This is a genomic window from Cellulosimicrobium composti, assembly GCF_010287905.1.
In the GTDB taxonomy this organism is placed as follows: Bacteria; Actinomycetota; Actinomycetes; order Actinomycetales; family Cellulomonadaceae; genus Cellulosimicrobium; species Cellulosimicrobium composti.
The window spans coordinates 43,725-68,186 of the sequence record NZ_JAAFAN010000001.1 but is presented as its reverse complement, the minus strand read 5'-3'; the positions used below and the strand labels follow the sequence as shown (position 1 = coordinate 68,186).

General features: G+C 76.6%; 21 protein-coding genes and 1 tRNA gene. 11 read left to right on the top strand and 11 right to left on the bottom strand.

Translation table 11 applies throughout. The features are described 5' to 3' along the window. Positions 1-99: 99 nt before the first annotated feature. Positions 100-1,068 (top strand): aldo/keto reductase, encoded by a 969-nt coding sequence (locus GYH36_RS00300; protein ID WP_024840171.1) that lies wholly within the window; start codon positions 100-102, stop codon positions 1,066-1,068. A gap of 63 nt (positions 1,069-1,131) precedes the next feature. On the opposite strand, the gene GYH36_RS00295 is transcribed toward GYH36_RS00300, so the two are convergent. After that, positions 1,132-1,446: a hypothetical protein gene (locus tag GYH36_RS00295; RefSeq protein ID WP_024840170.1), complete on the bottom strand. Its 315-nt coding sequence runs from the start codon at positions 1,444-1,446 to the stop codon at positions 1,132-1,134. A 101-nt stretch (positions 1,447-1,547) separates the two neighbouring features. On the opposite strand from GYH36_RS00295, the gene GYH36_RS19435 reads away from it, so the two are divergent. Together GYH36_RS19435 and GYH36_RS00285 are read left to right on the top strand one after the other, a co-directional pair. Continuing rightward, on the top strand, positions 1,548-1,781 hold the full coding sequence (locus GYH36_RS19435; protein ID WP_024840169.1) for a DUF5703 family protein: 234 nt from the start codon (positions 1,548-1,550) through the stop codon (positions 1,779-1,781). Positions 1,782-1,791: 10 nt separating this feature from the next. After that, positions 1,792-2,619, top strand: a complete 828-nt coding sequence (locus tag GYH36_RS00285; protein WP_312028437.1) for a fructosamine kinase family protein — start codon at positions 1,792-1,794, stop codon at positions 2,617-2,619. Between the two features lie 10 nt (positions 2,620-2,629). Here GYH36_RS00285 and GYH36_RS00280 read toward each other — a convergent pair whose 3' ends face one another. The 3 genes from GYH36_RS00280 to GYH36_RS19155 all read right to left on the bottom strand — a co-directional run bounded on the left by GYH36_RS00280 (position 2,630) and on the right by GYH36_RS19155 (position 6,726). Further along, entirely contained in the window at positions 2,630-4,006 is a 1,377-nt protein-coding gene (locus GYH36_RS00280) for a M20/M25/M40 family metallo-hydrolase (RefSeq protein WP_162288786.1), read from the bottom strand. Between the two features lie 155 nt (positions 4,007-4,161). After that, positions 4,162-5,925, bottom strand: a complete 1,764-nt coding sequence (locus tag GYH36_RS00275; protein ID WP_081772277.1) for a multicopper oxidase family protein — start codon at positions 5,923-5,925, stop codon at positions 4,162-4,164. 180 nt (positions 5,926-6,105) lie between these two features. After that, the gene (locus GYH36_RS19155; protein ID WP_203231434.1) at positions 6,106-6,726 is read right to left on the bottom strand and encodes a hypothetical protein; all 621 of its coding nucleotides are present in this window, start codon (positions 6,724-6,726) and stop codon (positions 6,106-6,108) included. A 166-nt stretch (positions 6,727-6,892) separates the two neighbouring features. Between GYH36_RS19155 and GYH36_RS20170 the strand changes: the two genes are divergently transcribed. Together GYH36_RS20170 and GYH36_RS00260 are read left to right on the top strand one after the other, a co-directional pair. Then, the gene (locus GYH36_RS20170) at positions 6,893-8,155 is read left to right on the top strand and encodes a sensor histidine kinase (protein ID WP_024840164.1); all 1,263 of its coding nucleotides are present in this window, start codon (positions 6,893-6,895) and stop codon (positions 8,153-8,155) included. Further along, positions 8,152-8,859, top strand: coding sequence for a response regulator (locus GYH36_RS00260; protein ID WP_162288785.1), 708 nt, complete (start codon positions 8,152-8,154; stop codon positions 8,857-8,859). Before GYH36_RS20170 ends, GYH36_RS00260 begins: the two co-directional genes overlap by 4 nt. A 21-nt stretch (positions 8,860-8,880) precedes the next feature. On the opposite strand, the gene GYH36_RS00255 is transcribed toward GYH36_RS00260, so the two are convergent. The 3 genes from GYH36_RS00255 to ald form a co-directional block, all read right to left on the bottom strand. Beyond that, entirely contained in the window at positions 8,881-11,034 is a 2,154-nt protein-coding gene (locus GYH36_RS00255; RefSeq protein WP_162288784.1) for a M3 family metallopeptidase, read from the bottom strand. A 109-nt stretch (positions 11,035-11,143) separates the two neighbouring features. Then, complete coding sequence (locus GYH36_RS00250; protein WP_312028436.1) at positions 11,144-11,779, bottom strand: GNAT family N-acetyltransferase; 636 nt, start codon at positions 11,777-11,779, stop codon at positions 11,144-11,146. 71 nt (positions 11,780-11,850) lie between these two features. After that, positions 11,851-12,966 (bottom strand): alanine dehydrogenase, encoded by a 1,116-nt coding sequence (gene ald / locus GYH36_RS00245; RefSeq protein ID WP_162288782.1) that lies wholly within the window; start codon positions 12,964-12,966, stop codon positions 11,851-11,853. 108 nt (positions 12,967-13,074) lie between these two features. Between ald and GYH36_RS00240 the strand changes: the two genes are divergently transcribed. Further along, on the top strand, positions 13,075-14,415 hold the full coding sequence (locus tag GYH36_RS00240; RefSeq protein ID WP_162288781.1) for an APC family permease: 1,341 nt from the start codon (positions 13,075-13,077) through the stop codon (positions 14,413-14,415). Between the two features lie 56 nt (positions 14,416-14,471). Next, a complete protein-coding gene (locus GYH36_RS00235; RefSeq protein ID WP_115942640.1) occupies positions 14,472-14,774 on the top strand; it encodes a DUF1905 domain-containing protein in 303 nt (100 codons plus the stop codon). Positions 14,775-14,791: 17 nt separating this feature from the next. Here the strand turns inward: GYH36_RS00235 and GYH36_RS00230 are convergent, their stop codons facing one another. After that, entirely contained in the window at positions 14,792-16,072 is a 1,281-nt protein-coding gene (locus GYH36_RS00230) for an AI-2E family transporter (protein ID WP_115942641.1), read from the bottom strand. A 195-nt stretch (positions 16,073-16,267) separates the two neighbouring features. Between GYH36_RS00230 and GYH36_RS00225 the strand changes: the two genes are divergently transcribed. After that, positions 16,268-16,352, top strand: a tRNA-Leu gene (locus tag GYH36_RS00225). Positions 16,353-16,435: 83 nt separating this feature from the next. On the opposite strand, the gene GYH36_RS00220 is transcribed toward GYH36_RS00225, so the two are convergent. The 3 genes from GYH36_RS00220 to GYH36_RS00205 form a co-directional block, all read right to left on the bottom strand. Continuing rightward, positions 16,436-17,560: a DUF1275 family protein gene (locus tag GYH36_RS00220; protein ID WP_312028435.1), complete on the bottom strand. Its 1,125-nt coding sequence runs from the start codon at positions 17,558-17,560 to the stop codon at positions 16,436-16,438. Then, on the bottom strand, positions 17,557-18,024 hold the full coding sequence (locus GYH36_RS00210) for a fluoride efflux transporter FluC (protein WP_162288779.1): 468 nt from the start codon (positions 18,022-18,024) through the stop codon (positions 17,557-17,559). The genes GYH36_RS00220 and GYH36_RS00210 overlap by 4 nt, the downstream gene beginning before the upstream one ends. Positions 18,025-18,096: 72 nt before the next feature. Then, positions 18,097-18,915, bottom strand: coding sequence for an alpha/beta fold hydrolase (locus tag GYH36_RS00205; protein ID WP_024840153.1), 819 nt, complete (start codon positions 18,913-18,915; stop codon positions 18,097-18,099). A 234-nt stretch (positions 18,916-19,149) separates the two neighbouring features. Here GYH36_RS00205 and GYH36_RS00200 point away from each other — a divergent pair, with 234 nt between their 5' ends. The 3 genes from GYH36_RS00200 to GYH36_RS20165 all read left to right on the top strand — a co-directional run bounded on the left by GYH36_RS00200 (position 19,150) and on the right by GYH36_RS20165 (position 24,350). Then, a complete protein-coding gene (locus GYH36_RS00200) occupies positions 19,150-20,361 on the top strand; it encodes a cupin domain-containing protein (RefSeq protein ID WP_024840152.1) in 1,212 nt (403 codons plus the stop codon). 25 nt (positions 20,362-20,386) lie between these two features. Next, the gene (locus tag GYH36_RS00195) at positions 20,387-21,541 is read left to right on the top strand and encodes a low temperature requirement protein A (RefSeq protein WP_024840151.1); all 1,155 of its coding nucleotides are present in this window, start codon (positions 20,387-20,389) and stop codon (positions 21,539-21,541) included. A gap of 88 nt (positions 21,542-21,629) precedes the next feature. Next, entirely contained in the window at positions 21,630-24,350 is a 2,721-nt protein-coding gene (locus GYH36_RS20165; protein WP_162288778.1) for a helix-turn-helix transcriptional regulator, read from the top strand. Positions 24,351-24,462: the final 112 nt, after the last annotated feature.

Here is a 24,462-nt window from a genome sequence, read left to right as displayed (position 1 = left end):
CCGCGTGGCGGTCGCCCGGCGGGTGAACCTCGCCGGGTCCCGGCCCCGCGCCGCGCGCCCCGGTCGCCCCGCGAGGCCGCGCCGGTACCCTCGGCTCCCATGGAGAACCGCCACCTCGGCAGCACCGGCCTGCGCGTGTCCGAGCTCGGGCTCGGCACCATGACGTGGGCGCGGGACACGGACGAGCTCGACGCCGCCGAGCAGCTCCGCGACTTCGTCGACGCCGGCGGGACCCTCGTCGACACCGCCGCGTCGTACGCCGACGGCGACGCCGAGTCGCTCCTCGGCTCCCTCCTCGGGACGAAGGTCGACCGGCGCGACGTGCTCCTGTGCACCAAGGCGGGCGTGCGCCACACCGCGCAGGGCCCGGTCGTCGACGCGTCGCGCGGCGCGCTGCTCGACTCGCTCGACGACTCGCTCGCGCGGCTCGGGACCGACCACGTGGACCTGTTCCTCGTCCACGCCCCCGACCCGAGCACGCCGTTCACCGAGACGCTCTCCGCGCTGCGCCACGCGGTGACCTCCGGTCGCGCGCGCTACGTGGGCCTGTCCAACCACCCCGCGTGGTCGACGGCGCGCGCCGCGACCCTGCTCGGCGGCACCGACGACGTGGGCCTCGCCGCCGTCGAGCTCGAGTACTCGCTGCTCCAGCGCGGCGCCGAGCGCGAGGTCGTCCCGGCGGCGGAGGCGCTCGGGCTCGGCCTGCTCGCGTGGTCCCCGCTCGGCCGGGGCGTGCTCACGGGCAAGTACCGCCGTTCCCTACCCGCGGACTCGCGCGGCGCGTCGCCGCACCTGGCGGCGTTCGTCGAGCCGTACCTGGACCAGGCGTCGTCAGGGGTCGTCGAGGCGGTCGTCACCGCGGCCGACGGCCTCGGCCGGGCACCGCTCGACGTCGCGCTGTCGTGGCTGCTCGGGCGCCCCGCCGTCGCGAGCGCGATCGTCGGGGCACGCACCCCGGCGCAGCTGCGGACGTCGCTCGCCGCGACGGACCTCGTGCTCCCGGACGCGGTGCGTGCGGCGCTCGACGACGTGAGCGCCGTCGAGGTCGGCTACCCCGAGCGGTGGTGACCGCCGCCCGCGACCGGGCCGGGTGCGGCACGGCGGGCAGGACCGCCCGGGCGGTGCGGGGAGTCAGCGCGCGCCGTCGGTCTCCAGCTCGCCGGTGAGGACGTCGTCGTCGTCGAGCGCGTCGTCGAGGTCGTCGTCGAGCGCGTCCTCGTCCTCCTCGTCGTCGTCCTCGTCGTCCTCCTCCGCGAGGTAGAACGGCGTCGCCTCCCCGTGGACCTGTCCGAGCGCCTCGTCGTAGACCTCGAACGCGTCCGCGAGCACGTAGTAGGCGTCGTCGACGGCGGGGTCGTCCTCCCCGCGGCGTGCGGCGACGGCGTTGTAGTGGGCCTCGAGCGCGGCGATGAACCGGTCGAGCGCGGCACGCGGGTCAGCGGTCATACCCTGACGGTAGCGCCGGAAGGGGCACAATGGCACTCGTTAGCCGGGCTCGTTCTCCCGCCCGGCCGACGACCAGGACAGGCGAGAGAGGACGGTGGCGCGTGGAGGAGAGGCCGACGTCACGCCGGCGGTCCGGTTGGGCCACGAACGGCGGGCAGTACGAGTACCGCGTCCTGACGATCGACCGCTCCACGAGCCGGTCGGACGCGCGCAGGCTCCTGACCGACGAGGCCGAGTACGGGCGCTGGGAGCTCGCCCGCACGCGGCTCTACGTCGGGGGCGAGCGCCGCGTCTGGCTGCGGCGCAAGATCATCCGGGTCAGCTCGACCCTGTGAGCCCGTGCCGGTGACCGACCGGGACGGCCCAGGGCCGGGAGTCTTCACCAAGGCGCGCACCGACGCGCCCCGGGGCTTCTTCCGCTGCGAGGCCGCGGGTCTCGCGTGGCTGCGCGTGCCCGGGGGTTCGCGCGTCGTCGAGGTCCGCGCCGTCGCGGAGACGCACCTCGACCTGGAGCGTGTGACGCCCGCCGCACCCACGGCCGAGGCGGCCCGCGCGTTCGGCCGGTCGCTCGCCGTCGTGCACGACGCCGGGGCTCCGGCCTGGGGCGCGGCGCCGCCCGGCTGGACGGGCGACGCGTTCTTCGGTCCTCTCGACGACCCGCTGCCGATGCCGACGGGCGCGTGGCCGGACTGGCCGTCGTTCTACGCCCAGGCGCGGCTGCTGCCCGTCGCGCGGCAGGGTCGTGACCGCGGCGCGCTCGACGCCGAGGACGTGCGCCTGCTCGAACGGCTCGGCGAGCGCCTCGCGGACCTCGCGCGGCCCGCGCTCGACGACGGGCCGGCGCGACTGCACGGCGACCTGTGGTCGGGCAACGTGCTGTGGTCCGCGCGCGACGCCACGGACGACGGCCCGCGCGTCGAGGCGGTGCTCGTCGACCCCGCGGCGCACGGCGGGCACCGCGAGGCCGACCTCGCGATGCTCGCGCTGTTCGGCGCCCCGTTCCTCGACGACGTGCTCGCCGGGTACCAGGAGGTGCACCCGCTCGCACGGGGGTGGCGCCACCGCGTCGTGCTGCACCAGGTCTACCCGGTCGCGGTGCACGCCGTGCTGTTCGGCGGCGGGTACCGGGCGCAGCTGCGCTCGTCGGTCCGGACGCTGCTCGGCGAGGCCTGACGCCGCGCGGTCAGCAGGTGCGCAGGAGCCGGTCCAGCACGCGCACCCCGAACCGGAGCGAGTCGACGGGCACGCGCTCGTCGACCCCGTGGAACATGCCGGAGAAGTCGAGGTCCCCGGGCAGGCGCAGCGGCGCGAACCCGTACCCGGTGATGCCGAGCCGCGCGAGCGACTTGTTGTCCGTGCCGCCGGAGAGCGTGTACGGCAGCACCGTCGCCTCGGGGTCCTCCGCGAGGAGCGAGTCGACCATCGCGTCGACGAGGTCGCCCTCGAACGGCACCTCGAGCGCGATGTCGCGGTGGATCTCCTCGACCCGCACGTGCTCGCCCGCGAGCGCCCGCAGCGTCGCGAAGCCCTCGTCCTCGTGGCCGGGCAGGAGGCGGGCGTCGATCGCCGCCTCGGCGCGGCCCGGGACGACGTTCGCCTTGTAGCCCGCGGAGAGCTGGGTCGGGTTCGAGGTGTGCCGCACCGTCGCGCCGACGAACCGCGACGCGGGGCCGAGCGCCGCGACGAGCGCCTCGACCGAGGTCGGGTCCTGCGGGTCGTAGCGGAGCCCCGTGAGGTCGGCCACGCCCCGCAGGAGCCGGTCGACCGTGGGGGTGAGGGTGTTCGGCCAGTGGTGGGCGCCGATGCGCGCGACCGCCTCGGCGAGGCGCGTCACCGCGTTGTCCTCGTTGACCTGCGAGCCGTGGCCGGCGCGGCCCTCGGCGACGAGGCGCAGCCACGCGATGCCCTTCTCGGCCGTCTGCAGGAGGTAGGCGCGGCGCCCGCCGACCTCGACGGAGAACCCGCCGACCTCGCTGATCGCCTCGGTCGCGCCCTCGAACAGCTCGGGGCGGTGGTCGACGGCGTGGCGCGCCCCGTAGACGCCGCCCGCCTCCTCGTCGGCGAAGAAGGCCACGACGACGTCGCGCGCGGGCTTGCGTCCCTCGCGCGCCATCTGGCGCACGACCGCCAGGATCATCGCGTCCATGTCCTTCATGTCGACGGCGCCGCGGCCCCACAGCAGGCCGTCGATCTCCTCGCCCGCGAACGGGTCGACGGACCAGTCCGACGCCTGCGCGGGCACGACGTCGAGGTGCCCGTGCAGCACGAGGGCCGGCCGGCTCGGGTCGGCGCCCTCGAGCCGCACGACGACGCTCGCGCGCCCCGGCGCCGACTCGAACAGCTCCGGCTCGAGCCCGACCTCGTGGAGCAGGCCCATGACGTGCTCCGCCGCGGCGCGCTCCCCCGGTCCGGACCCGTCGCCGAAGTTGGACGTGTCGATCCGCAGCAGGTCCTGGCAGATCCGCGCCACCTCGTCCTCCGCGCGCGGCACCGGGCCGGGGGCGTCGACGGTCGCCGGGGTGCGGGCGCTGGCCAGGGGGTCCGGGTGCGGAACGGTCATGAGCGACACCGTACCCGCCGCCGTCGTCCCGGCCGACCGCCCCGGCCCCCTGCCCGCATCCCGGACATGCCGAGGTGTCATCGCCCGCACCGGCCGAGCATGCGGTTGTCGCTCGTCCGGCACCCGGATCGGGCGGCAACCGCATGCTCGGCCGGTCAGTGGCCGTGGCCGTCGAGGTCGACGCGGCGGGGGCCGGTGCCGTCGCCCGGCGCGGCGTCGTCGTGGCCGTCCCCTCCGCGGTGGCCGTCCCCTCCGCCGTGCCCGTCGCGACCGTCACCCGGCGCGCCGTCGTCGTGCGCGACGCCGTCGGGCACCTCGATGCGGTCGGGGGCCTGCTCCCCCGGGGCGACGACGACGAGCTGGCCCATCATGCCCTGGTCCTCGTGGGTGAGGAGGTGGCAGTGGAACATGTAGGGCGTCGTCGGGTCGGTCGTGCCCTCGGCGGCGTCGAACCGCACGAGGAGGCGCGTGACGTGGCCGGGCTCGACGTACACGGTGTCCTGCCACCCCGCGAGGTCGGGGCCCGGCGGGCGGCCCGCGACGTCGAGGACGCGGAACTGGACGTCGTGCACGTGGAAGCTGTGCGGCGTGTCGTCGAGGCCGGTGACCTCCCAGACCTCGGTCTCGCCCGTCGTGACGACCTCGTCGACGCGCGCCATGTCCATCGTGCGCCCGTTGATGGACCGGCCGGAGAGCTGGAACGTGCGCGTGCGCACGGCGTCGCCCTCGTCGAGGACGTCCGCGGGGTCGGTACCGAGGGCGTCCGGCACGGCGGGACTGGGCGCGAGCTCGTCCGCCGCCCGCAGCTCGAGCAGGTCGAACGTGTCGTCGCCGCCCGAGAACCGCTCGAACAGCGGGTTGACGCCCAGGTCGGGCGGGAAGCTGCGCAGGACGGCGCGTTGCCCGGGGGTCATGGTGACGACGACCTCGGCGCGGTCGCCGGGCGACAGGCGCACGCTCTCGACCGTGCGCGGGGCGGGCAGGAGCCCGCCGTCGGTGCCGACGAGCTGGACCGAGGAGCCGTCGGCGAGCCCGACGTCGTACACGCGCGAGTCGGACCCGTTGAGCAGCCGCAGCCGCACGCGCTGCGTCGTGACGTCGAGGTACGGACCGGGCGTGCCGTTGACGAGGACGGTGTCGCCGAGCGTCCCCACGGGCGAGAGGAAGCTCGGCGAGTCCTCGAGCCGGCCGTCGGGCCGGAAGCTCTTGTCCTGCAGGATCAGCGGGACGTCGTCGACGCCGTACTCGTGCGGCAGGTCGCCGGCCGGCCCGTCGGCGGCGGCCGGGTCGTCGAGGAGGAACATGCCGGCGAGACCCCGGTACACCTGGCTCGCGGTCTGCCCGTGCAGGTGCGGGTGGTACCAGAGCGTCGCGGCGGGCTGGTCGATCGTCCACGTGGGCGACCACGTCTCTCCCGGCTCGACCATCTGGTGCGGCCCGCCGTCCATCGCGGGCGGCAGATGCATGCCGTGCCAGTGGAGCGTCGTGGTCTCGTCGAGCGCGTTCGTCACGTCGACGCGGACCCGCTCCCCGCGCGCGGCGCGCAGCGTGGGGCCCAGGTGGTCGCCGTTCAGCCCGAGGGTGGGGGTCGGCGCGGACGCGCCGAGGTCGGCCACGCCCTCACGCGCCTCGAGCTCGAACACGCGCACGCCGTCCTCGACGCGCGACTCGGCGAGCGGCGGGACGGCGAGCGGCCGCGTGAACTCCACCGCGCCGACGGTGCTGGTCGACGCGCGCGCCCACGCGACCGCGACGACGGTGACGACCGTGCCGACGAACAGCGCGGCGACGACCCCGAGCACGACGAGCACACGGACGACCGGGCTGCGGCGACGACGGGACCGACCGGCCGGCGGGGTCGGCGGCTCTCCGCCGGCGGGCGGCGTGACGGGGTACGGGGTGGTGGACGGGGCGGTCATCGGCATGTGCTCCAGGTGGACGACGGCGGTCGGCGGGCGGGTGGGCGGCGGCGCCCCCGGGTGCGCGGGGCGTCGTCGACGCTAGGGACGGGGAGGGGCCGGGCGCGTCCGCGCGGGCGCGTACCCAGGCCCGGACCGGACCCTGAGCGCGGCGTGCCGCGCCTCGGGGTGCTCCCGGGCTCAGCGGCGGCGCGCGGCGAGGAGGCCGTGCGCCACGAGGCCCGCGAGCGCGCCCCACACGGCGTTGGTGAGCAGCATCGGCAGGATCGCCACGGGCCGGGCGACGGGTCCCTGGAGCTCGCCCGTGAGGATCGGCGACAGCACGGCGCTGATGACGAGCGCGAGCACGGCGTAGGTCAGGCCGACGGCGACGCCCGTCGCGACCGGGTGGGCCGGGCGCGCGGCGACGATCGCGGCGACCCAGACCACGGTGAGCACGAGCGTAACGAGGAGCGGCGCGGCGGGCCGCCCGATCGCGTCGTCGACGCCCGTGACGCTCAGGAGCGGGCGCACGAGCGCGAGCGCCCCGAGCCCGAGGACGAGCGGCCAGCTGAGCGAGCGGACGACGTCCGCGAGGCGCGGCGAGGGCGGGGAGGGCGGGGGCGGTCCCGGCCGGACAGGTCCGCCGGTCGGTGCGGGAGCCCCGGCGTGCGAGCGCGCGGCGTCGGGCGGGTGCGGCCCACCGGTCGGGTACGGGGCGCCGGTCGGGTACGGCGCACCGGTCGGGTCGGGCGCGCCGGACGGGGACGCGGGCGGGACGGGACGGTCGGACGGGTCCGGCGGGACGGGGTTCGTGGTCATGTCCACGACGCTAGGGAGCGGGGCCGCACGGCCGCGTCCGGCCCGGTGCCCGACCGTCTGCGCCGTCGCGCGCGGCTCAGGTACGCGTCTGGACGTACGCGACCCCGAGGTCGTGCCGCCTCCGGACGGACGCGCGACCGCAGGCCCGTTCCTAGACTCGGGAGGCGTGACGACCTCCGAGCTGCCGCCGACGCCGCCCGCGGGCGCGCCGCGCCCCGCGCCGCCGCCGTGGCTGATCGACGCGCTGCTCGGCTTCGCGGTGCTCGACGTCGTCGCGTTCGCGATCGCCGCCGACGTGGGTGGTGGCCGCACCGACCCGTGGCTCGCCTACCCGATCGCGGTCGTGCTCGGGCTCCTCGTCCTCGGGCGGCGCCGGTTCCCCGTCGGCGTGCTCGTCGCGACAGCGCTCGTCATCTGCGCGTACTACACGCTCGACCTGCCGCCCATCGGGCTCGCGCTGCCGGTCTCGGTCGCGCTCTACTCGGCGGCCGTCGCCGGCCGCCTCTGGTGGTCCGTCGGGGTCGCGGCCGCGCTCGTCGTCGCGTCGACGTACTTCCGGCTCGCCGAGGGCGACGACGCGGGGTACGTCCTCGGGTACGAGCTCGCGACGACCGTCGCGCTCATGGCGGCCGCGATCGCGCTCGGGCACGGCGCGTTCGCGCGGCGCCAGCGCGACGAGCAGCGGCGGCACGCGGACGCGCTGCGCGAGCAGACGCTCGAGCTCGAGGCCGCCGACCGGCTCGCGCGCGACCGCGAGGCCGTCGCGCGCGACCTGCACGACGTCGTCGGGCACCACCTCGCGGTCGTGTCCCTGCACGCGAACGTGGCGCGCGAGGCGCTCGACGACGCCGTGAGCACGCGCGACGACGTGGCGCTCGCGACCGCGCGTGCCGAGCTCGACCAGGTGCGGGCCTCGACCACGGCCGCGCTCACGGACCTGCGCGCCACGGTGCGCGCTCTGCGCGGCGCCGGCGCCCCGGCGGGCGTCGCGGACCAGGCCCGCATCGACCGGCTCGACGACCTCGCGCGCACGGCCCGGGCGGCCGGGCTCGACGTGACCCTCGACGTCGACCTCCCGGCCGGGACCGCGGACGGCAGCGCCGCGGGTGCGGCGGTGTACCGGGTCGTGCAGGAGGGGCTGACCAACGTGCTGCGCCACGCGAGCGCGTCCTCGGCGCGCGTGCGCGTCGCGCTCGACCCGCCGGGCGACGCGCTCGCGGTCGAGGTGCGCGACGACGGCCGCGCCGCCGCGGGTCCGCCGGGCGACGGGTTCGGGCTGCGGGGGCTGCGCGAGCGCGTCGCGGTGCTGGGCGGGACCGTGACGACCGACGTGCCCGACGGCGGCGGGTTCCGGCTGCGCGCCCGCGTGCCCGTCCCGGAGGGGTCGGCGGGCGCGGTCCGGCGCAGCGGCGACGGGGGCGCGCCGTGATCCGGGTCGTGCTGGTCGACGACCAGCCGCTCGTGCGGACGGGGATCCGGGCGCTGCTGGAGCGCGCCGACGACGTCGAGGTCGTCGGGGAGGCCGCCGACGGGCGCGAGGGGGTCGCGCTCGTGCGGCGCGTCCGGCCCGACGTCGTGCTCATGGACCTGCAGATGCCGGTGCTCGACGGCGTCGAGGCGACGCGGCAGGTGGTCGACGGCGCCGCGCGCCCCGGCCCGGGCACGCCGCCCGGGGACCCCGCGGAGGGGCCGCGCGTCGTCGTGCTCACGACGTTCGACGACGACGCGAACCTCTTCGCGGCGCTGCGCGCCGGGGCGTCCGGCTTCCTGCTCAAGGACGCGAGCCCGGACGAGCTGCGCGCGGCGGTGCGGACCGCGGCCGCGGGCGACGCGCTGCTCTCCCCCGCGGTGACGTCGCGCGTCGTCGCGCAGGCGGTGGACGCGACGCGCCGCGACGAGGACCTCGCCCGCGTGGTCGCCGAGCGGCTCACGGAGCGCGAGCGCGAGGTGCTCGCGCACGTCGGCCGTGGCCTGACGAACGACGAGATCGGCGCGGCGCTGTTCATGAGCCCCGCGACGGCGCGCACGCACGTGGGCCGCGTCCTCGCCAAGCTCGGGGTGCGCGACCGGGCCGGTCTCGTCGTCGTGGCGTACGAGACCGGCCTGGTCCGCCCGGGCGCCCCGCCCGGGTAGGTCCGGGGCGCCGGGACCGCGTCAGGCGTCGAGCCCGCGGCGCGCGAGGAGGGGCGCGATGTCGGCGTCGCGGCCGCGCAGCTCCCGGAACGAGGCCAGCGGGTCCTGCGAGCCGCCCCGGGCGAGCAGCACGCGGCGGAAGCGCTCGCCGTTCTCGCGCGACAGCCCGCCGTTCTCGCGGTACCACTCGACCGTGTCGGCGTCGAGCACCTCCGACCAGATGTACGAGTAGTACCCGGCCGAGTACCCGCCGCCGAACACGTGGTTGTAGTAGGTGGTGCGGTAGCGCGGCGGCACGGGCGCGAACGCGACGCCCGCGGCGTCGAGCGCGGCGGCCTCGAACGGCACGACGTCCTTCGCGGACGCCGGCACCTCGTCCGGGCCGACCTGGTGCCACGCCTGGTCGAGCAGCGCCGCGGCGAGGTACTCCGTGGTGCCGAAGCCCTCGTTGAACTGGCGCGAGGCGAGCATCGTGTCGACCCACTCGGCGGGCATCGGCTCGCCCGTGACGTGGTGCACCGCGTACGAGCGCAGGACCGACGGCTCCCACGCCCACATCTCGTTGACCTGCGACGGGTACTCGACGAAGTCGCGCGGCACCTCGGTGCCGGACTGCGACGGGTACCGCACGTCCGAGAACAGGCCGTGCAGCGCGTGCCCGAACTCGTGGAACAGCGTGATGACCTCGTCCCACACGAGCAGCGTCGGCTGGCCCGCCGGCGGCTTGACGATGTTGAGGTTGTTCACCACGACCGGCTTCTGCCCGAGCAGGTGGTTCTGGTCGACGAGGTTGTTCATCCACGCCCCGCCGCGCTTGGACTCGCGCGTGTACCAGTCGGCGAGGAACAGCCCGAGGCCCTGGCCGGGCTCGCCCGGCGTCTGCGCGTCGAACACCTCGAAGACGCGCACGTCCGGGTGGTAGCCGACGAGGTCGTGGCGCTCGGCGAACGAGATGCCGAAGAGGCGGTTCGCGGCGAGGAACACGCCGTCGTGCACGACGCGCTCGAGCTCCAGGTACGGGCGCAGGAGCGCGTCGTCGAGCGCGTAGCGGTCCTTGCGCACGCGCTCGGCGTAGAACGACCAGTCGGACGCCCGCAGCGTCGCCCCCGGCTCGTCCGCCTGGAGCGCGGCCTCGAGGTCCGCAGCCTCCCGGCGCGCGTTCGCGACCGCGGCGGGCGCGAGGCGCGACAGCATCGCGTTCACGGCCTCCGTCGTCTTCGCCGTCGCGTCCTCCGCCACGTACGCGGCGTGGTGCTCGTAACCGAGCAGGCGCGCGCGCTCGGCGCGCAGGCGCACCGTCTCCAGCACGATCTCGCGCGTGTCGTGGTCGTCGCCGGTCGCGCCGCGCGACTCCGACGCCTGCTGGACGCGCTCGCGCACGTCCCGGCGCGCGAGCGCGGCGAGGACCCCCTGCTGGGTGGGCAGCTGCATCTCCAGGAGCCACGCGCCCTCGTGGCCGCGCGCCGCGGCGGCGGCCGCCGCGCCCGCGACGGCGTCCTCGGGCAGCCCTTCGAGCTCGGCACGGTCCGTGACGAGCACGCTCGCCGCGTTCGCGCCCGCGAGCAGCGCGCGGCCGAACGCGGCCTCCAGCGTCGTGAGCCGCCCGTTGAGCTCGCGCAGGCGCTCCTGCTGCGCGGCGTCGAGCTCGACGCCCGAGCGCCGGAACCGGACGAGCAGCGTGTGCAGCAGCCACGCGGCGTCGGGCTCGAGCGTCTGCTCGCCCGCGTCCACGGCGTCCTGGAGCGCGCGGGCGCGCGCGTACAGGCGCGCGTCCATGTAGATCGCGTCGTGGTGCGCCGCGAGCTCCGGGGCGAACTCCTCCTCGATCTGCTCCAGGCCCGGCGTCGCGTCCGCCGAGAGCTGGTTGTAGAACGCGTTGAGCACGCGCGCCAGGTCACGGCCCGAGCGCTCCAGCGCCGCGAGCAGGTTGTCCTCGGTCGGGGGCGCGTCGTCCGTCGCGATCGCCTCGACCGCCGCACGCTGGGCCGCGGTCGCCGCGCGCAGCGCGGGGAGGTAGTGCTCCTCGCGGATCGCGTCGTAGTCGGGCAGTTCGTACGGCAGCGCGGACGGCGCCGCGAAGGGGTTGGCGGGGTCGAGGTCGGCGAGGGTCGTGGCGCCGGCCGGCACGGGGGTGGGCGCGGGCGCGTCGGTGCGCGTCGTGGGCTCGGAGGTCATGGACCCCATCTTGACCCCGCGGCCGCGCACGACGGAAACGGATTCGCAGGCACCGGACGCTCCCGGTCGGCCGCGCGTCCTCGGGCGTCCGCGGCCGACCGGGCGTGCGTCAGGCGGCGCGGCCCGGCGACGGGGCGTCGGCCGGCCACGGCTCGTTTGGCTCGCGCGGGTCGTCCGGCAGGAGCGTGCCGAGCCACGAGTCGCGGCGCTCGCCGCGCTGGAGCGCGTAGCCGCGCACCGTGCCCTCGACGCGGAAGCCGAGCCGCCACGCGGTGCGCCGCGACGGCCAGTTCCCCACGTACGCCTGCCAGAACAGGCGCGCGAGGGCGCCGCCCTCCGGGTCGAACGCCCAGTCGACGACGAGCCGGCACGCCGCCGTCATGAGGCCGCGGCCGCGCGCCTCCGGGGCGGTCCAGTAACCGATCTCGGCCGACCGGTGCCCCGCGGGCGCGTCGTCCGCGCTCAGTCCGACCATCCCGAGCAGGCGCCCGGGGCCCTCGGGGCCGGGGATGCCCGACGGCCCGGCGCTCTCGCGCACGCCCCACGTGAGCACGTCGCCGCGCTCCCAGCCGGGGGCCACGTACTCCTCGACGAACTGCACCGCGTCCGCGCGCGCGTACGGGGACGGGACGACCGTCCAGGCCGCGACCTGCGGGTCCTGGCACGCCGCGGCGATGGCGTCGACGTCGTCGGGGGTGGGGGTGGACAGGTGGACACGGCCGTCGTCGAGGGAGAAGGGAAGCACGCCCCGAGGCTCGCACGCGCCGCGACCCCGCGTCATCCCGATTCTCGGCACGTCCCGCCAGAGGGCGACCGTCAACCGCGCAGCGCGTCCTGCGCGGGCGTCCACGGCAGGTCGTGCGCCTCCGCGACCGCCTCGTTGAGCAGCGTCCCGCGGCGGGTCGACGCCCCGGACCGCAGCACGGGGTCCTCGCGCACGGCCGCGACCCCGCCGTCCGCGAGCGCCGCGAGGTACGGCAGCGTCGCGCTGGTGAGCGCGAGCGTGCTCGTCACCGGCACCGCGCCGGGCATGTTCGCCACGCAGTAGAACGTCGTGCCGTGCACGGCGAACGTCGGGTCGTCGTGCGTGGTGGGCCGCGACCCCTCGAAGCACCCGCCCTGGTCGACGGCGACGTCGACGAGCACGGCGCCCGGGCGCATGCGGGCGACGAGGTCGTCGCCGACCAGGCGCGGCGCGCGGGCGCCCGCGACGAGCACGGCCCCGACGACGAGGTCGGCCTCGAGCACCTCGCGCTCGATCGCGTACGCGCTCGACACGACCGTGCGGACGTGCCCGGAGAACTCCTGGTCGACCGCGCGCAGCACGGGCAGCGAGAGGTCGACGACCGTGACCTCGGCGCGCATCCCCACCGCGATCTCGGCGGCGTTGCGGCCGGCGGTCCCGCCGCCGAGCACGACGACCCGTCCCGGGCGGGTGCCCGGGACGCCGCCGAGCAGGACGCCGCGCCCGCCCGCGGGGCGCTGCAGGAGCCACGCGCCGACCTGCGTCGCCATGCGCCCGGCGACCTCGCTCATGGGCGCGAGCAGCGGGAGCGAGCCGTCGGCGGCCTGCGCCGTCTCGTAGGCGACCGACGTCGTGCCCGCGTCGAGCAGCGCGCGCGTGCACGCCTCGTCGGCGGCGAGGTGGAGGTAGGCGAACAGCAGGAGGTCCTCGCGCAGGAAGCCGTACTCGCTCGCGACCGGCTCCTTGACCTTGCACACGAGCTCGGCCTCGCCCCAGACCTCCTCGGCGGTGGGCACGACGCGCGCCCCGGCGCTCTCGAACTCCGCGTCCGACAGGTGGGAGCCGGTCCCGGCCCCGGACTGCACGAGCACGTCGTGCCCGGCGCGCACGAGGTGGTGAGCGCCGGCGGGGGTGAGCGCGACGCGGTCCTCGTGGTTCTTGACCTCGGTGGGTATGCCGATCCTCATGGTCCAGTGTGGCCGCAGGCCGTCGCGCCGCGCAGGGTGGCAGGATCTTGTGCACAGGTGGCGTCCCTGCCACTCGTCCGCCCGTGCCGCCGTCGCGAGGGTGGCAGCGTGGACACGACGACGCCTCCCCCGGCCCCCGGCACGGCGCCTCCCGCCCCGCCGTCCGGCGCCCTCGCCGGTCCCGCTCCCGGGCTCGGCCGTGCGCCGTCCGGCACGCTCGGGATCGCGCGCGGCAGCGCGCTCTACGTCGCGAGCGTGCTCGGCACGGGCGTGCTCGCGCTGCCCGGCCTCGCGACGCGCGTCGCCGGGCCCGCGTCCGTGCTCGCCGTGGCGCTCGTCCTCCTCGCGAGCGTGCCTCTCGCGGGCACGTTCGCGGCGCTCGCGGCCCGGCACCCGGACCGCGGCGGCGTCGCGAGCGCGGTGCGCACGGCGCTCGGCCCGACGGCGGCCCGCGCGACGGGCTACTGGTTCTACCTCGGCGTGTGCGTGGGGGCGCCCGTCGTGGCGGTGCTCGGCGCCGAGTACGTGGTCGCCGTCGTGGGCGCGGACCGGGCGGCGGTGCCGGTCGTGGCGGTGGCGCTCGTCGTCGTGCCCGCCGTCGCCGTGTGGCTGGGCGTGCGCGTCGCGGGCGCCGTCCAGCTGGGCCTCACGTCGCTCCTGCTGGCGGCGGTCGTCGTGGTCGTCGCCGTCGCGGCGCCGGCCGCGAGCGCCGAGCGCTTCACGCCGTTCCTCAGCGAGGGCTGGTCCGGCGTCGGCTCCGCCGTGAGCCTGTTCGTGTGGGCGTTCGCGGGCTGGGAGGTGGGCACGCACGTCTCGGCCGACTTCCGCGACCCGCGCCGCACGATCCCCGCCGCGACGGCGGTCGCGCTCGTCGTCGTGGGGGTGGCCTACCTCGCGCTGCAGGTCACGACGGTCGGCGTGCTCGGCACGGGCGCCGGCACGGGGACCGTCGCGCTGCTCGACCTCGCGCGCACGGGCGCACCCGCGGCGGGACCGGTGGTCGTGGGCGTGGTCGCGGCGGTCGTCACGTCGGGCGTGCTCACCGCGTACCTCGCGGCGTTCGCGAACCTCGGCCAGGCGCTCGCGCGCGACGGCGACCTGCCGCGGCCGCTCGCCGCGCTCTCCGGGCGTGCGGGCGTGCCGCGCCGCGCGCTCGCCCTGACGCTCGCGCTCACCGCGGCCTACCTCGGCGTGCTCGTCACCACCGGGCTCGACCTCGAGCCGTTCGTGCGCGTGCACACGAGCTGCATGGTCGCGGTCTACGCGCTCGGCATGGTCGCCGCCCTGCGCCTGCTCCCCCGCCGCACCGCGGGCCGGCGCCTCGCGGCCGTCGCGACCGCGCTCACCGCCGTGCTGCTCGTCCTCGCCGGGGCGTCGCTCGTCGCGCCCGCGGTGCTCGCCGTCGCGGCCGTCGTGGTGACGCTCGTGCGGCGCCGTCCCAGCGCCTGAGACCGGCGGCCCAGGCCCGTTCCCCGCGCCGGGGCCCGTCCGCTACGGTCGTCGGCATGCCCACGTGGACGGACCCGGGGCCGGTGGAGTTCGACGCGGTCGTGACCGCCGCCGGGACGCGGACGGGAGCGTTCGTCGCGCTCCCGTACGACGCCGCGGAGCTGTTCGGCACGCGGGGGCGCGTCCCCGTCGTCGCCGAGGTGGACGGCGTGCGGTACCGCGCGTCGCTCGTCGCGTACGACGGGCCGCACCTGCTGGCCCTGCTGCGCTCGGTGCGCGCCGCCACGGGCAAGGACGTCGGCGACACCGTGCACGTGTCCGTCCGGCTCGCGGCGGAGATCTCCGCCGTCCCGCGCTGACGCGGGGGCGCGCGGGCTCAGGCCGGGGCGTCCTCCGCCGCCGTGCGCCCGGCGTCGCCCAGGGCGATCTCCTTGGCCGTCGGGATGTCCTCCTCCATCGGGGGGTCCTTGTGCCGCAGCCTGGAGAACACCGACCACGCGACCGCGACGAGGGGGACGGAGACGACGGCGCCGAGGATGCCGGCGAGCAGCGTCCCCGCGGTCACGGCGATCGCCACGACGACCGGGTGCAGCGACACCTGCTTGCCCATGACGAGCGGCTGGAGCACGTGTCCCTCGAACTGGCCGATGAGCGCGATCCCGATCGTCACGACGAGCGCGATGACGATGCCCTTGGCTGCGAGCGCGACGATCGCCGCGATGATCATCGCGAGCGGCGCGCCGATGATCGGGATGAACGCCCCGATGAAGACGAGCACCGCGAGCGGCGCCGCGAGCGGCACGCCGAGGATCGCGAGGAAGACCCCGGCGAGGATGCCGTCGACGAGCGCGATGATCACCGTGCCGCGCGCGTAGCCGGAGAAGGTGTACCAGCCCGCGCCGCCCGCGATCTTCCAGCTGTCGCGCGAGCGCGCCGGGAGCTGGTTGAGGAACCACGTCCACATGTCCTTGCCGCGCGCGAGGAAGAACACCGTGCAGAAGATCGCGAGCGCGATCGCGGCGAACGCCTCGAACACCGACCCCGCGCTCGCGGCGGCCTGGCTCGCGATGTCACCGCCGTGCTCCGTGAGCCACTGGCGCCCGTTGTCGATCCACTCGTTGACGTCGTCCGCCGTGATCGTCACGGGCAGGGGGCCGTTCTCGAGGAAGTCGAAGATCTGCTCGATGCCCTGGTCGAACTGGTCGGCGAGGCTCTGCCACTGGCCGGCGACCGACGTGATGACGTAGGTGAGCAGGCCCGCGATGAACAGCAGGGCCGAGAGGATCGCCAGCGCCGTCGCCAGGCCGCGCGGCATGACCTTCGCGTAGAGGTCGGTGACCGGGCGCAGGACCGAGGTGATGACCAGCGCGAGGAAGACCGCGACGAAGACGAGCTGCACCTGCGCCGTCGCGAAGAAGATCAGGGCGACGGCCGCGACGATGAGGAGCAGGCGCCAGGACCAGCCCGCCGCCGTCCGCAGCCACGACGGGACCGTGTCGTCGTACCCGACGACCGACGGGTTGCGCCGCGCCCCGGCGACCTTGCGCGCCGCGCTCGACGCTCCCGCGAGGTGCTTGACCGACGCCGCCGCACGGTCCGACCCGGACCCGGGCCGGGGGGTGCCGGTCGCTGCCGCCGGGCGCTGGTCCTCCGTCACGCGTGCCTCCGTCCGGTCGTGGCCACCACCCGCCCAGTGTGCCCCAGGTCGTCCCCTCGCGCCGGGCGCCCCGCGTCCCGGGCCCGGTGGGTCCGCGCGGTGGTGGGGTGGCCGGACGCGATGTGAGGACCACGCCCGAACCGTGCTATGTTTTTCCCCGCACCGGAACGGCGGAAACGCCGGGAAGGTCCACTCGTCCGGGTGGCGGAATGGCAGACGCGCTAGCTTGAGGTGCTAGTGCCCTTTATCGGGCGTGGGGGTTCAAGTCCCCCTCCGGACACTCGTTGAGACAGCGACGACGGAGCGGGTCCAGGGAAACCTGGGCCCGCTCCGTCGTTGTGTCGTGAGCCCGGTCCGCCGAGGTCAGGGGGTCGGCGCGGTCTGCTCGGGGTCGACGGGCCCGCGGGCGCGCGCGGCGGCGAGCCCGAGCCCGAGGACGACGACGGCCGCCGCGAGCAGCGGCGCCGGGGACCACACGGACTCCAGGACGAACCCCGCCGCTCCCCCGTCCGCGAACGCGACGAGCACGAGCCCGAAGACGGCCGCGATGCGCACGTGCGGGTCGCCGTCGTCGACCCGGCGCCGCACGACCGCCCGCCCCAGGAGGCTGAACGTCGTCTGCACCACGAACGTCACCGCGGTGTTGCCGTACAGCATGCCGTGGTCCCGGTGGAAGGCGTTGCCCTGGACGCCCGCGAGGAGGCTCACCGCGAGCACGACCCCGGCCGCGAGGGCCGGACGGGCGGCGACGAGCACGGCGCACACGACGAGGGCCAGCGCCTCGACCAGCAGCACCCACGGGGAGTACGCGCGCCCCCGGGCCAGGACGAGCGCCACGGCGACCGCGCACAGACCCGCGCCGAGGCCGAAGGCGAGGACGGCGGCCAGCGCCCGCAGCGCCCGCTCCGCGTCCCCCTGGACCCCGAAGAAGCCGAGCATGACGACGTTGCCGGACTGCACGGTCGCGAACGTGCCGACCCGGGCGAACGTCCAGGCGTCGAGGACGCCGGACACGAGCGCGAGGAGCATCGCCGACGTCGGCCGCTCGAGCAGCGGGTAGGGCCCGGCGCGGCGCGGGCGCGCCGGGGCGGGGCTCGCGGACGCGCTCACCGCAGCACCGATCCCGCCCACAGGCCCGCGGCCGCCGCGAGGAGGGCGCCGGCGTACGTCGTACGTCGCGCCCCCGTACGCGAGCGCGGCGAGCGGGCGCCCGTGCGCGAGCAGGTCGGCGTTCTGCGTGCTCGCCGTGCTGAACGTCGTGTACCCGGCGAGCAGCCCCGCCCCGAGCACGGCGCGGGCGGCCGCCGTCGGGGCGCCGGCGAGGGCCGCCGTCGCGAGGCCAAGGGCGAACGACCCCGTGACGTTGACGACGACCGTCCCGAGCGGGACGGGTGCGCGGACGGCGCGCTCGACCCACCCGTCCACGAGGAACCGCAGGGCCGCGCCGAGCCCACCCGCGACGACCGTGGCGAGCGTCACCCCGGTCACGGCGTCCCTCCCCGGTCCGAGCGCGCGAGGGTCGCGCCGGCCCGCGCCGCCAGGACCCCGGCGGGGACGGTGGCGATCGAGAGCGCGAGACCCGCGAGCGGCGCCGTCCCGGTGAGGAGCCCGTCGGTGCCGACGGCGAACGCGCTGTACGTCGTGTAGCCGCCGAGGACGCCGGTGCCCAGACCGAGCCGCGCCGCGCGCGCACGCGGCGTGCCCGCTCGCCCCGCGAGGACCGCGAGCAGCCACCCCAGGGCGAACGCGCCGGTGAGGTTGGTCACGACGACGGCGACGGGCAGCGGCCCGGCGTCCGGCAGGACCCGCGCGACGCCGAGCCGCAGCGTGGTCCCGAGCGCCCCGCCGGCGGCCACGACCAGGACGTCGCGGACCGCGGGAGCGCCGGGTCGCGCGGGGGCCGGCGGCCCGGCCGGGCGTCCGCGCGGGGCGGTCTGGTCGTGCGTGCACATCGCTCCCCCTCGGCTGCCGGTGGGGCAGACCGTGCACGGCCCCGCGATCCCGCCGCGGGGCCGTGCCGGCCGCTACGAGATGAAGTCGAGGACGTCCTTGTGGAGGGCTTCCCGGTAGCTGCCGTGGATCCCGTGCGGGGCCCCCGGGTAGACCTTGAGCGTGCCGTCCTGGACGAGCTCGATCGCCTTGAGCGCGGCGTCCGCGATCGGCACGATCTGGTCGTCGTCGCCCTGCGCGATGAGCATGGGGACGTCGATGGAGCGGAGGTCCTCGCGCTGGTCGGTCTCGCTGAACGCCCTGACGCAGTCGTACGCCGCGGCGAGGTTGACGAGCATGCTCTGGCGCCAGAACTCGTCCTTGGTCCCCTGCGAGACGGACGAGCCCTCGCGGTTCGCGCCGTAGAACGGCTCCGCCAGGTCGCGGAAGTACTGCGGGGCGTCGTGGAGCACGCCCGCGCGGATCTCGTCGAACGCCTCGACCGGCGTGCCCTCCGGGTTGAAGTCCGTCCGGACCATGATCGGCGGGACGGCGCCGACGGTGACGACCTTGGCGACTCTGCCCCGGCCGTGCTGCGCGGCGTACCGGACGACCTCCCCGCCCCCGGTCGAGTGGCCCACGAGCACGACGTCGCGCAGGTCGAGGGCCTCGACGACCGCGGCGAGGTCGCGGGCGTAGGTGTCCATGTCGTTGCCCGTGTACGTCTTCGACGACCGGCCGTGCCCGCGGCGGTCGTGCGCGATCGTGCGGAACCCGGCGTCGGCGAACACCTTGAGCTCGACCTGCCACGCGTCCGAGCTGAGCGGCCAGCCGTGGCTGAACACGACCGGCTGCCCCTGGCCCTGGTCGGTGTAGTAGATCTCGGTCCCGTCGGTCGTGGTGATGTACGGCATGACGTCCTCCTGGTGCGACGGACGGCCGGCCCTGCGGCCTGCCTGGTCCGCCCACTGTGGGCACGGGCCCGCGGACCGAGGATCCGTCAGACGACTCGACCCGGCCGGAGCGCGTCCGCGGGCGCACGGTCGAGTCATTCGTCGCTCCCCCGCGGCGCCGCCGTGGTGTTCGCTCGGACCACGAGCGCCCGACGGACCACCGTCGCGCACCGAGGGACCCGTCTGGAGAGCACCATGGATTCGAACGCCACGGCCCCGCACCACGAGACGCCCGAGCTCGGCAACCCCGACCTGCCGCCCGAGGGTTCGGTCAACACGGTCCGGGAGCCGGCGAGCACCGCGATGACCGGGCCCCGCAACCCGGTGATCGAGAGCCAGTTCCCGAACCAGATGGACCCGCCGGCGACGGACGTCAGCACGCAGCCGTTCTTCTGGTCGTCCTTCAACGTCTCGCCGCGCCGCATCCAGGCGGGGGGCTGGGCCCGGGAGGTCACCCAGCAGGACTTCGCGATCTCCGACGAGATCGCCGGCGTGAACATGTACCTCGAGGCGGGCGGCATCCGCGAGCTGCACTGGCACCAGACCGCGGAGTGGGCGCTCATGACCCGGGGGGACTGCCGGATCACGACGCTGTCGAGCGCCGGGCTGCCCAGCGTCGAGGACGTGTCGGAGGGGGACCTGTGGTTCTTCCCCGCCGGGCTCCCCCACTCGCTGCAGGGGCTCGGCCCGGACGGCGCGGAGTTCGTGCTGGCGTTCGACGACGGCGAGCAGTCCGAGAGCAACACGCTCCTGCTCACCGACTGGGTCGCGCACACCCCGCCGGAGGTGCTCGCGAAGAACTTCGGCGTCTCCCAGGAGGTGTTCCGGGACGTCCCGCTGCACAACCTCTGGATCTTCCCCGGCGAGGTGCCCGGGCCGCTCGAGGACGACCAGCGGGCGGCCGGCGTCGAGTGGGGCGCGACCGAGCCCGTCATCTTCCGCCTCTCGCGCTCCCAGCCGGTCTACGAGAACAGCGGCGGCCGGATCCAGGTCGCGGACAGCCGGAGCTTCCCCGTCTCGCGCACGGTCGCGGCCGCCCTCGCCACGGTCCGGCCCGGGTCGATGCGCGAGCTGCACTGGCACCCCAACGCCGACGAGTGGCAGTACTTCCTCCGGGGCAGCGGCCGGATGACGGTCTTCAACACGGGGCCCCACGCGACGACGACGGACTTCCACGCGGGCGACGTCGGGCTCGTGCGGCGCAACCTCGGCCACTACGTCGAGAACACCGGCGACGAGGACCTCGTCTACCTCGAGACGTTCCGCAGCGACCGCTACGAGGAGGTGTCGCTCGCCAACTGGCTCGCGCACCTGCCGCCGCGGCTCGTCGCGCAGCACCTCAACATCCCCGAGGACGTCGTCGCGAGCTTCCCCCGGGGGACGCAGGGGATCGTCCCGCTGCGGTGAGAGCCGCGGCCCCAGGAGGACCGCCATGGCGGCTCGCCGAGCCCCCGAGGGCCGCAGCGTCCGCCCGCTCGAGCTGTTCTACGACCTCGTGTTCGTGGTCGTCGTGCAGCAGCTCGCGCGGCGCCTGGAGGGCGGGGCCGACGCCCTGGCGTACGTCGCGGTCGCCGCCCTCGCGGTGCTCGTGTGGATGTGCTGGCTCAACCAGACGTTCCTCATGAACATGGCCCCCGCGCGGAGCGGGGCGGAGGTCGTCCTGACGCTGGCCTCAATGGCAGGGGTCGGGGTCGTCGCGATCTCGCTCGCGCCGTCGCAGCCGTGGACGCCCGGGCTCTTCGCCCTCGGGTACGCGGTCGCGCGCGTCGCGCTGTGGCCCCTGTGGCGCCGGGTCGCCGCCTCCAGACCCGCGGGCGCGTGGCGCGAGACGTGGGCGACGCCGACGCTCTTCGGCCCGGGCCTGGCCGTCGGCTGGCTCGCGAGCGTCCTGCTGCCGCCGCCGGCGGTCTACGTCGCGTGGGCGGTGCTCGTCGGCGTGGAGACGGTGCTCCTCGTCCAGGGCCTGCCGCGGTACGCGTACCGCGGGGACCACCTCACGGAGCGCGCCGAGCTCTTCGTGCTCGTCCTGCTCGGGGACTCGATCATCGAGCTCTTCCTCAGCGTCACCGTCGCGAGCCCCCCGGCCGCGTGGTGGGTCGCCGCGGTCGCGTTCGTCGCGACGTGCGCCGTGTGGGCGCTGTACTTCGACCTCGGGGCGCGCGTCCCGGCGCTGCGGCGCGACCCGTCCCGCACCACGGGAGGGTTCGTGCGCGACGTCGTCGTCGGCGCGCACCTCCTGCTCCTCGTCGGGCTCGTGCTCGTCGCCGTGGGCTTCCGGTCGGCGATCGAGGCGGCGGAGGTGCGGCCGTCGGGCACGGCCACCGCCGCCTGTCTCGGCGCCGGGTTCGTGCTCGTGCTGCTCGCGCAGGGCGCGACGGCGCTGCGCGCCCGTTACGCACCGCGCTGGGTCGCCGTGTGGGTGCTCCCGGGCGCCGTCGTCGCCGCGGGCGCCGGCGTGGCCGGGGCGTCCTGGCCGACGGCGGCGGTCCCGGTGGTCTGCCTCGGCGCCGTCCTCGGTGCGCTCGCCACCGGGTACGCGCTCGTGGGGCGCGGGTTGCTCGTCGTCGCGCGCACCCCGGCGGCGTGAGGCCGCGCCGCCCGGACCGCGCGCGGTGGTCGCGAGGCCCCCGGGAGGAGCCCGGGACGCGCGGACCCCGCTGCAGTAGCCTGGACCGGTGCTAGCCCGGCACGCGGAGAGGGCCCGGCTCGACGAGGTCCTCGGACGGGTCCGTGAAGGACGGTGCTCGACACTCCTGCTCGAGGGAGCCGCGGGTGTCGGGAAGACGACGCTGCTCGACCACCTGGTCGAGCGCGCGGACGGCGTGCAGGTGCTGACCGTGAGCGGCATCCAGTCCGAGGTCGAGCTCGCGTACGCCGGGCTCCACCGCCTCGTCCGGCCGCTCCTCGGCTCCGTGCCCGCGCTGCCCGTCCCGCAGCGCCAGGCTCTCGACGTCACGTTCGGCCTGCGCGACGGTCCCGCCCCGCCGAGGTTCCTCGTCGCCCTCGCCACCCTGGGCCTGCTCGCCGCGGCGTCGGACGCGGGCCCGGTCGTCTGCGTGGTCGACGACGCCCAGTGGCTCGACGAGAGCACCGCCCTGGCCCTGGGGTTCGTCGCGCGCCGGCTCGAGGCGGAGCCGGTGGCCCTCGTGCTCGCGGCCCGCTCCCCCGCGGACCTCCCGCACCTGCGCGACGTCCCGCGCCTGGAGGTCCCCGCGCTCGGGCGCGAGGCCGCGACGCGGCTCCTGCTGTCACGGGTCCCGGGCCCGATCGACCCGCGCGTGCGCGACCGCGTGCTGGACGAGGCGGGCGGCAACCCGCTCGCGATCGTCGAGGCGGTGCGCGTGATGCAGCGCGCGGAGATCACCACGGGGATCGTGACGCCCGCCCTGTCGGGCCGTCCGAGCGAGCTCGAGGAGCACTTCCGCCGCCTCGTGGACACGCTCCCCGCCCCGACGCGGCGCCTCCTGCTCGTCGCCGCCGCGGAGCCGTTCGCCGACGCGGGCGCCGTCCGGGCCGCCGCGGGCGTCCTCGGGCTCGACGACAGCGCAGCCGGCCCGGCTGCCGAGGCCGGGCTCCTCGACCCGGGCGCCCCGCTGCGGTTCCGGCACCCGCTGGTGCGCTCCGCCGTCTACCGGTCGGCGCCGCCCGAGGCCGTGCGGGCGGCGCACCGCGCCCTGGCCGACTCGCTCGCCGAGCGCGCCGACGGGGCCGATCCCGACCTCCTCGCGTGGCACCGCGGTCGCGCGTGCGACGGCGTCGCCGACCACCCCGTGGCCGAGGACCTCGCGCGCGCCGCGGGGCGCGCGCTCGCACGCGGCGACCCGGCCGCCGCCGCCGCGCTCCTGCGCCGCGCCGTCGAGCTGACCGACCGCCCCGAGGACCGCGCCGCGTGGTCCGTCCTCCAGGCCGAGGCCGATCTCGCGGCCGGGCAGTACGACGCCGCGACCGCCGACCTCGCGGCGGCGCGGCGCGCGGGCGCACCCCGCACGGTCCGGGCGCGCGCGACGCTCACCGAGGCGCGGGTCGCGTTCGCGCGCGAGCGCGGCGGCGCCGCGGTGCCGCTGCTCCTGGAGGCCGCGCGGCAGCTCGCACCCGTCGACGGCGCCGCGTCGCGCGACGCCTACCTCGAGGCGCTCTCGGCCGCGCTCTTCGCCGGCCGTCTCGCCGACGGCGACGCGATCGAGACGGTCGCCGCGGCCTGGCGCGCGGCGCCCGTCGAGCGGACCGGGGCCCCGGCGGACCGGCTGCTCGACGCGCTCGCGCGCGTCGTCCTCGACGGCGGCGTCCACGCGTGGGGCGCGCTGCGCCGGACGGTCGCGTCCCTCGCGGCGTCGGACGAGCCCGTGTCGGCACCCGCGCTCTGGCTCGCGAGCGTCGGGGCGGCCGCCGCGTGGGACCTCGAGGGCTGGGAGGGGGTCTCGAGGCGCCTCGTCGACCTCACGCGCGCGGCCGGGGACTTCAGCGAGCTGCCGACGGGGCTCAGCTCGCTCGCGTTCGTCCGGATCTTCCAGGGCCGGCTCGCGGACGCGACCGAGGTCGTGAACGAGCTCGACACGATCGTCTCCGCCACCGGCGGCCTCGTCAGCCCCTACGTCGCGCTCGGCACCGCGGCCGTCCAGGGGCGCGAGGCCGACGTCGACGCACTCCTCGTCGAGTCCATCCCCGACGCCGTGCGCCGGGTCGACGGCACGGGCGTCGCGATGGCGCACTGGGCGGCGGCCCTGCTCAACAACGGCCTCGGGCGCTACGAGGCGGCGCACCTGTGGGCCGCGCGGGCGGACGCCCTCCACCACCCGCTCCACGCGACGAGCGCGTGGACGCTCGTCGAGCGCGTCGAGGCCGCGAGCCGCGTGCGCGACGACGCCGACGCCGCCGCGGGGCTCGAGGCGCTCGCCGACGTCGCCGGGTCGAGCAGGACGGACTGGGTGCTCGGCGTGCTCGCCCGGTCGCGCGCGCTCGTGGCCGGCGCCGGCGCCGAGGAGCACTTCGCCGAGGCCGTCGACCGGCTCGGCCGCGCGCGGTCCCGCCTCGACTACGCCCGCGCGTGCCTCCTGTACGGCGAGTGGCTGCGGCGCCGGCGGCGTCTGGGCGAGGCGCGAACGCGGCTCGGCGAGGCCCACGAGCTCTTCGACGCCATGGGCGCGACGGGCTTCGCGCTCCGGGCGGCGCGCGAGGCCGCGGCCGCGGGAGTGCGGACCGAGGCCCCCGGGCCACGGCCCTCGAGCGTGCTGACCCCGCAGGAGGCCCGCGTCGCGCGGCTCGCGGGCCAGGGGCTGACCAACGGCGAGATCGCGGCCCGCATGTTCCTCAGCCCCCGCACCGTGGAGTACCACCTCGCGAAGGTGTTCGCCAAGCTGCAGATCACCTCCCGGCACGACCTGGGCGACGCACCCTGACGCGCGCCCGCGCCGCGCCCGCCCCGCGCCCGCGACGCGCGCGACCTGCGCGCACCGGGCTCCGGGCCTACGGATGCCCCTACGGATTCCGTCGCGCCCGCCGTGCGGGACC

What these genes read in the sequence shown, in the direction of transcription:
- GYH36_RS00195 (WP_024840151.1), top strand. Translation starts at nt 20,387, where the DNA reads ATGGCGGCTCGCCGAGCCCCCGAGGGCCGCAGCGTCCGCCCGCTCGAG.
- GYH36_RS00280 (WP_162288786.1), bottom strand. Translation starts at nt 4,006, where the DNA reads ATGACCGTTCCGCACCCGGACCCCCTGGCCAGCGCCCGCACCCCGGCG.
- ald (WP_162288782.1), bottom strand. Translation starts at nt 12,966, where the DNA reads ATGAGGATCGGCATACCCACCGAGGTCAAGAACCACGAGGACCGCGTC.
- GYH36_RS00205 (WP_024840153.1), bottom strand. Translation starts at nt 18,915, where the DNA reads ATGCCGTACATCACCACGACCGACGGGACCGAGATCTACTACACCGAC.
- GYH36_RS00210 (WP_162288779.1), bottom strand. Translation starts at nt 18,024, where the DNA reads ATGTGCACGCACGACCAGACCGCCCCGCGCGGACGCCCGGCCGGGCCG.
- GYH36_RS00255 (WP_162288784.1), bottom strand. Translation starts at nt 11,034, where the DNA reads ATGACCTCCGAGCCCACGACGCGCACCGACGCGCCCGCGCCCACCCCC.
- GYH36_RS00275 (WP_081772277.1), bottom strand. Translation starts at nt 5,925, where the DNA reads ATGACCGCCCCGTCCACCACCCCGTACCCCGTCACGCCGCCCGCCGGC.
- GYH36_RS19155 (WP_203231434.1), bottom strand. Translation starts at nt 6,726, where the DNA reads ATGACCACGAACCCCGTCCCGCCGGACCCGTCCGACCGTCCCGTCCCG.
- GYH36_RS00200 (WP_024840152.1), top strand. Translation starts at nt 19,150, where the DNA reads ATGGATTCGAACGCCACGGCCCCGCACCACGAGACGCCCGAGCTCGGC.
- GYH36_RS00295 (WP_024840170.1), bottom strand. Translation starts at nt 1,446, where the DNA reads ATGACCGCTGACCCGCGTGCCGCGCTCGACCGGTTCATCGCCGCGCTC.
- GYH36_RS00300 (WP_024840171.1), top strand. Translation starts at nt 100, where the DNA reads ATGGAGAACCGCCACCTCGGCAGCACCGGCCTGCGCGTGTCCGAGCTC.
- GYH36_RS00235 (WP_115942640.1), top strand. Translation starts at nt 14,472, where the DNA reads ATGCCCACGTGGACGGACCCGGGGCCGGTGGAGTTCGACGCGGTCGTG.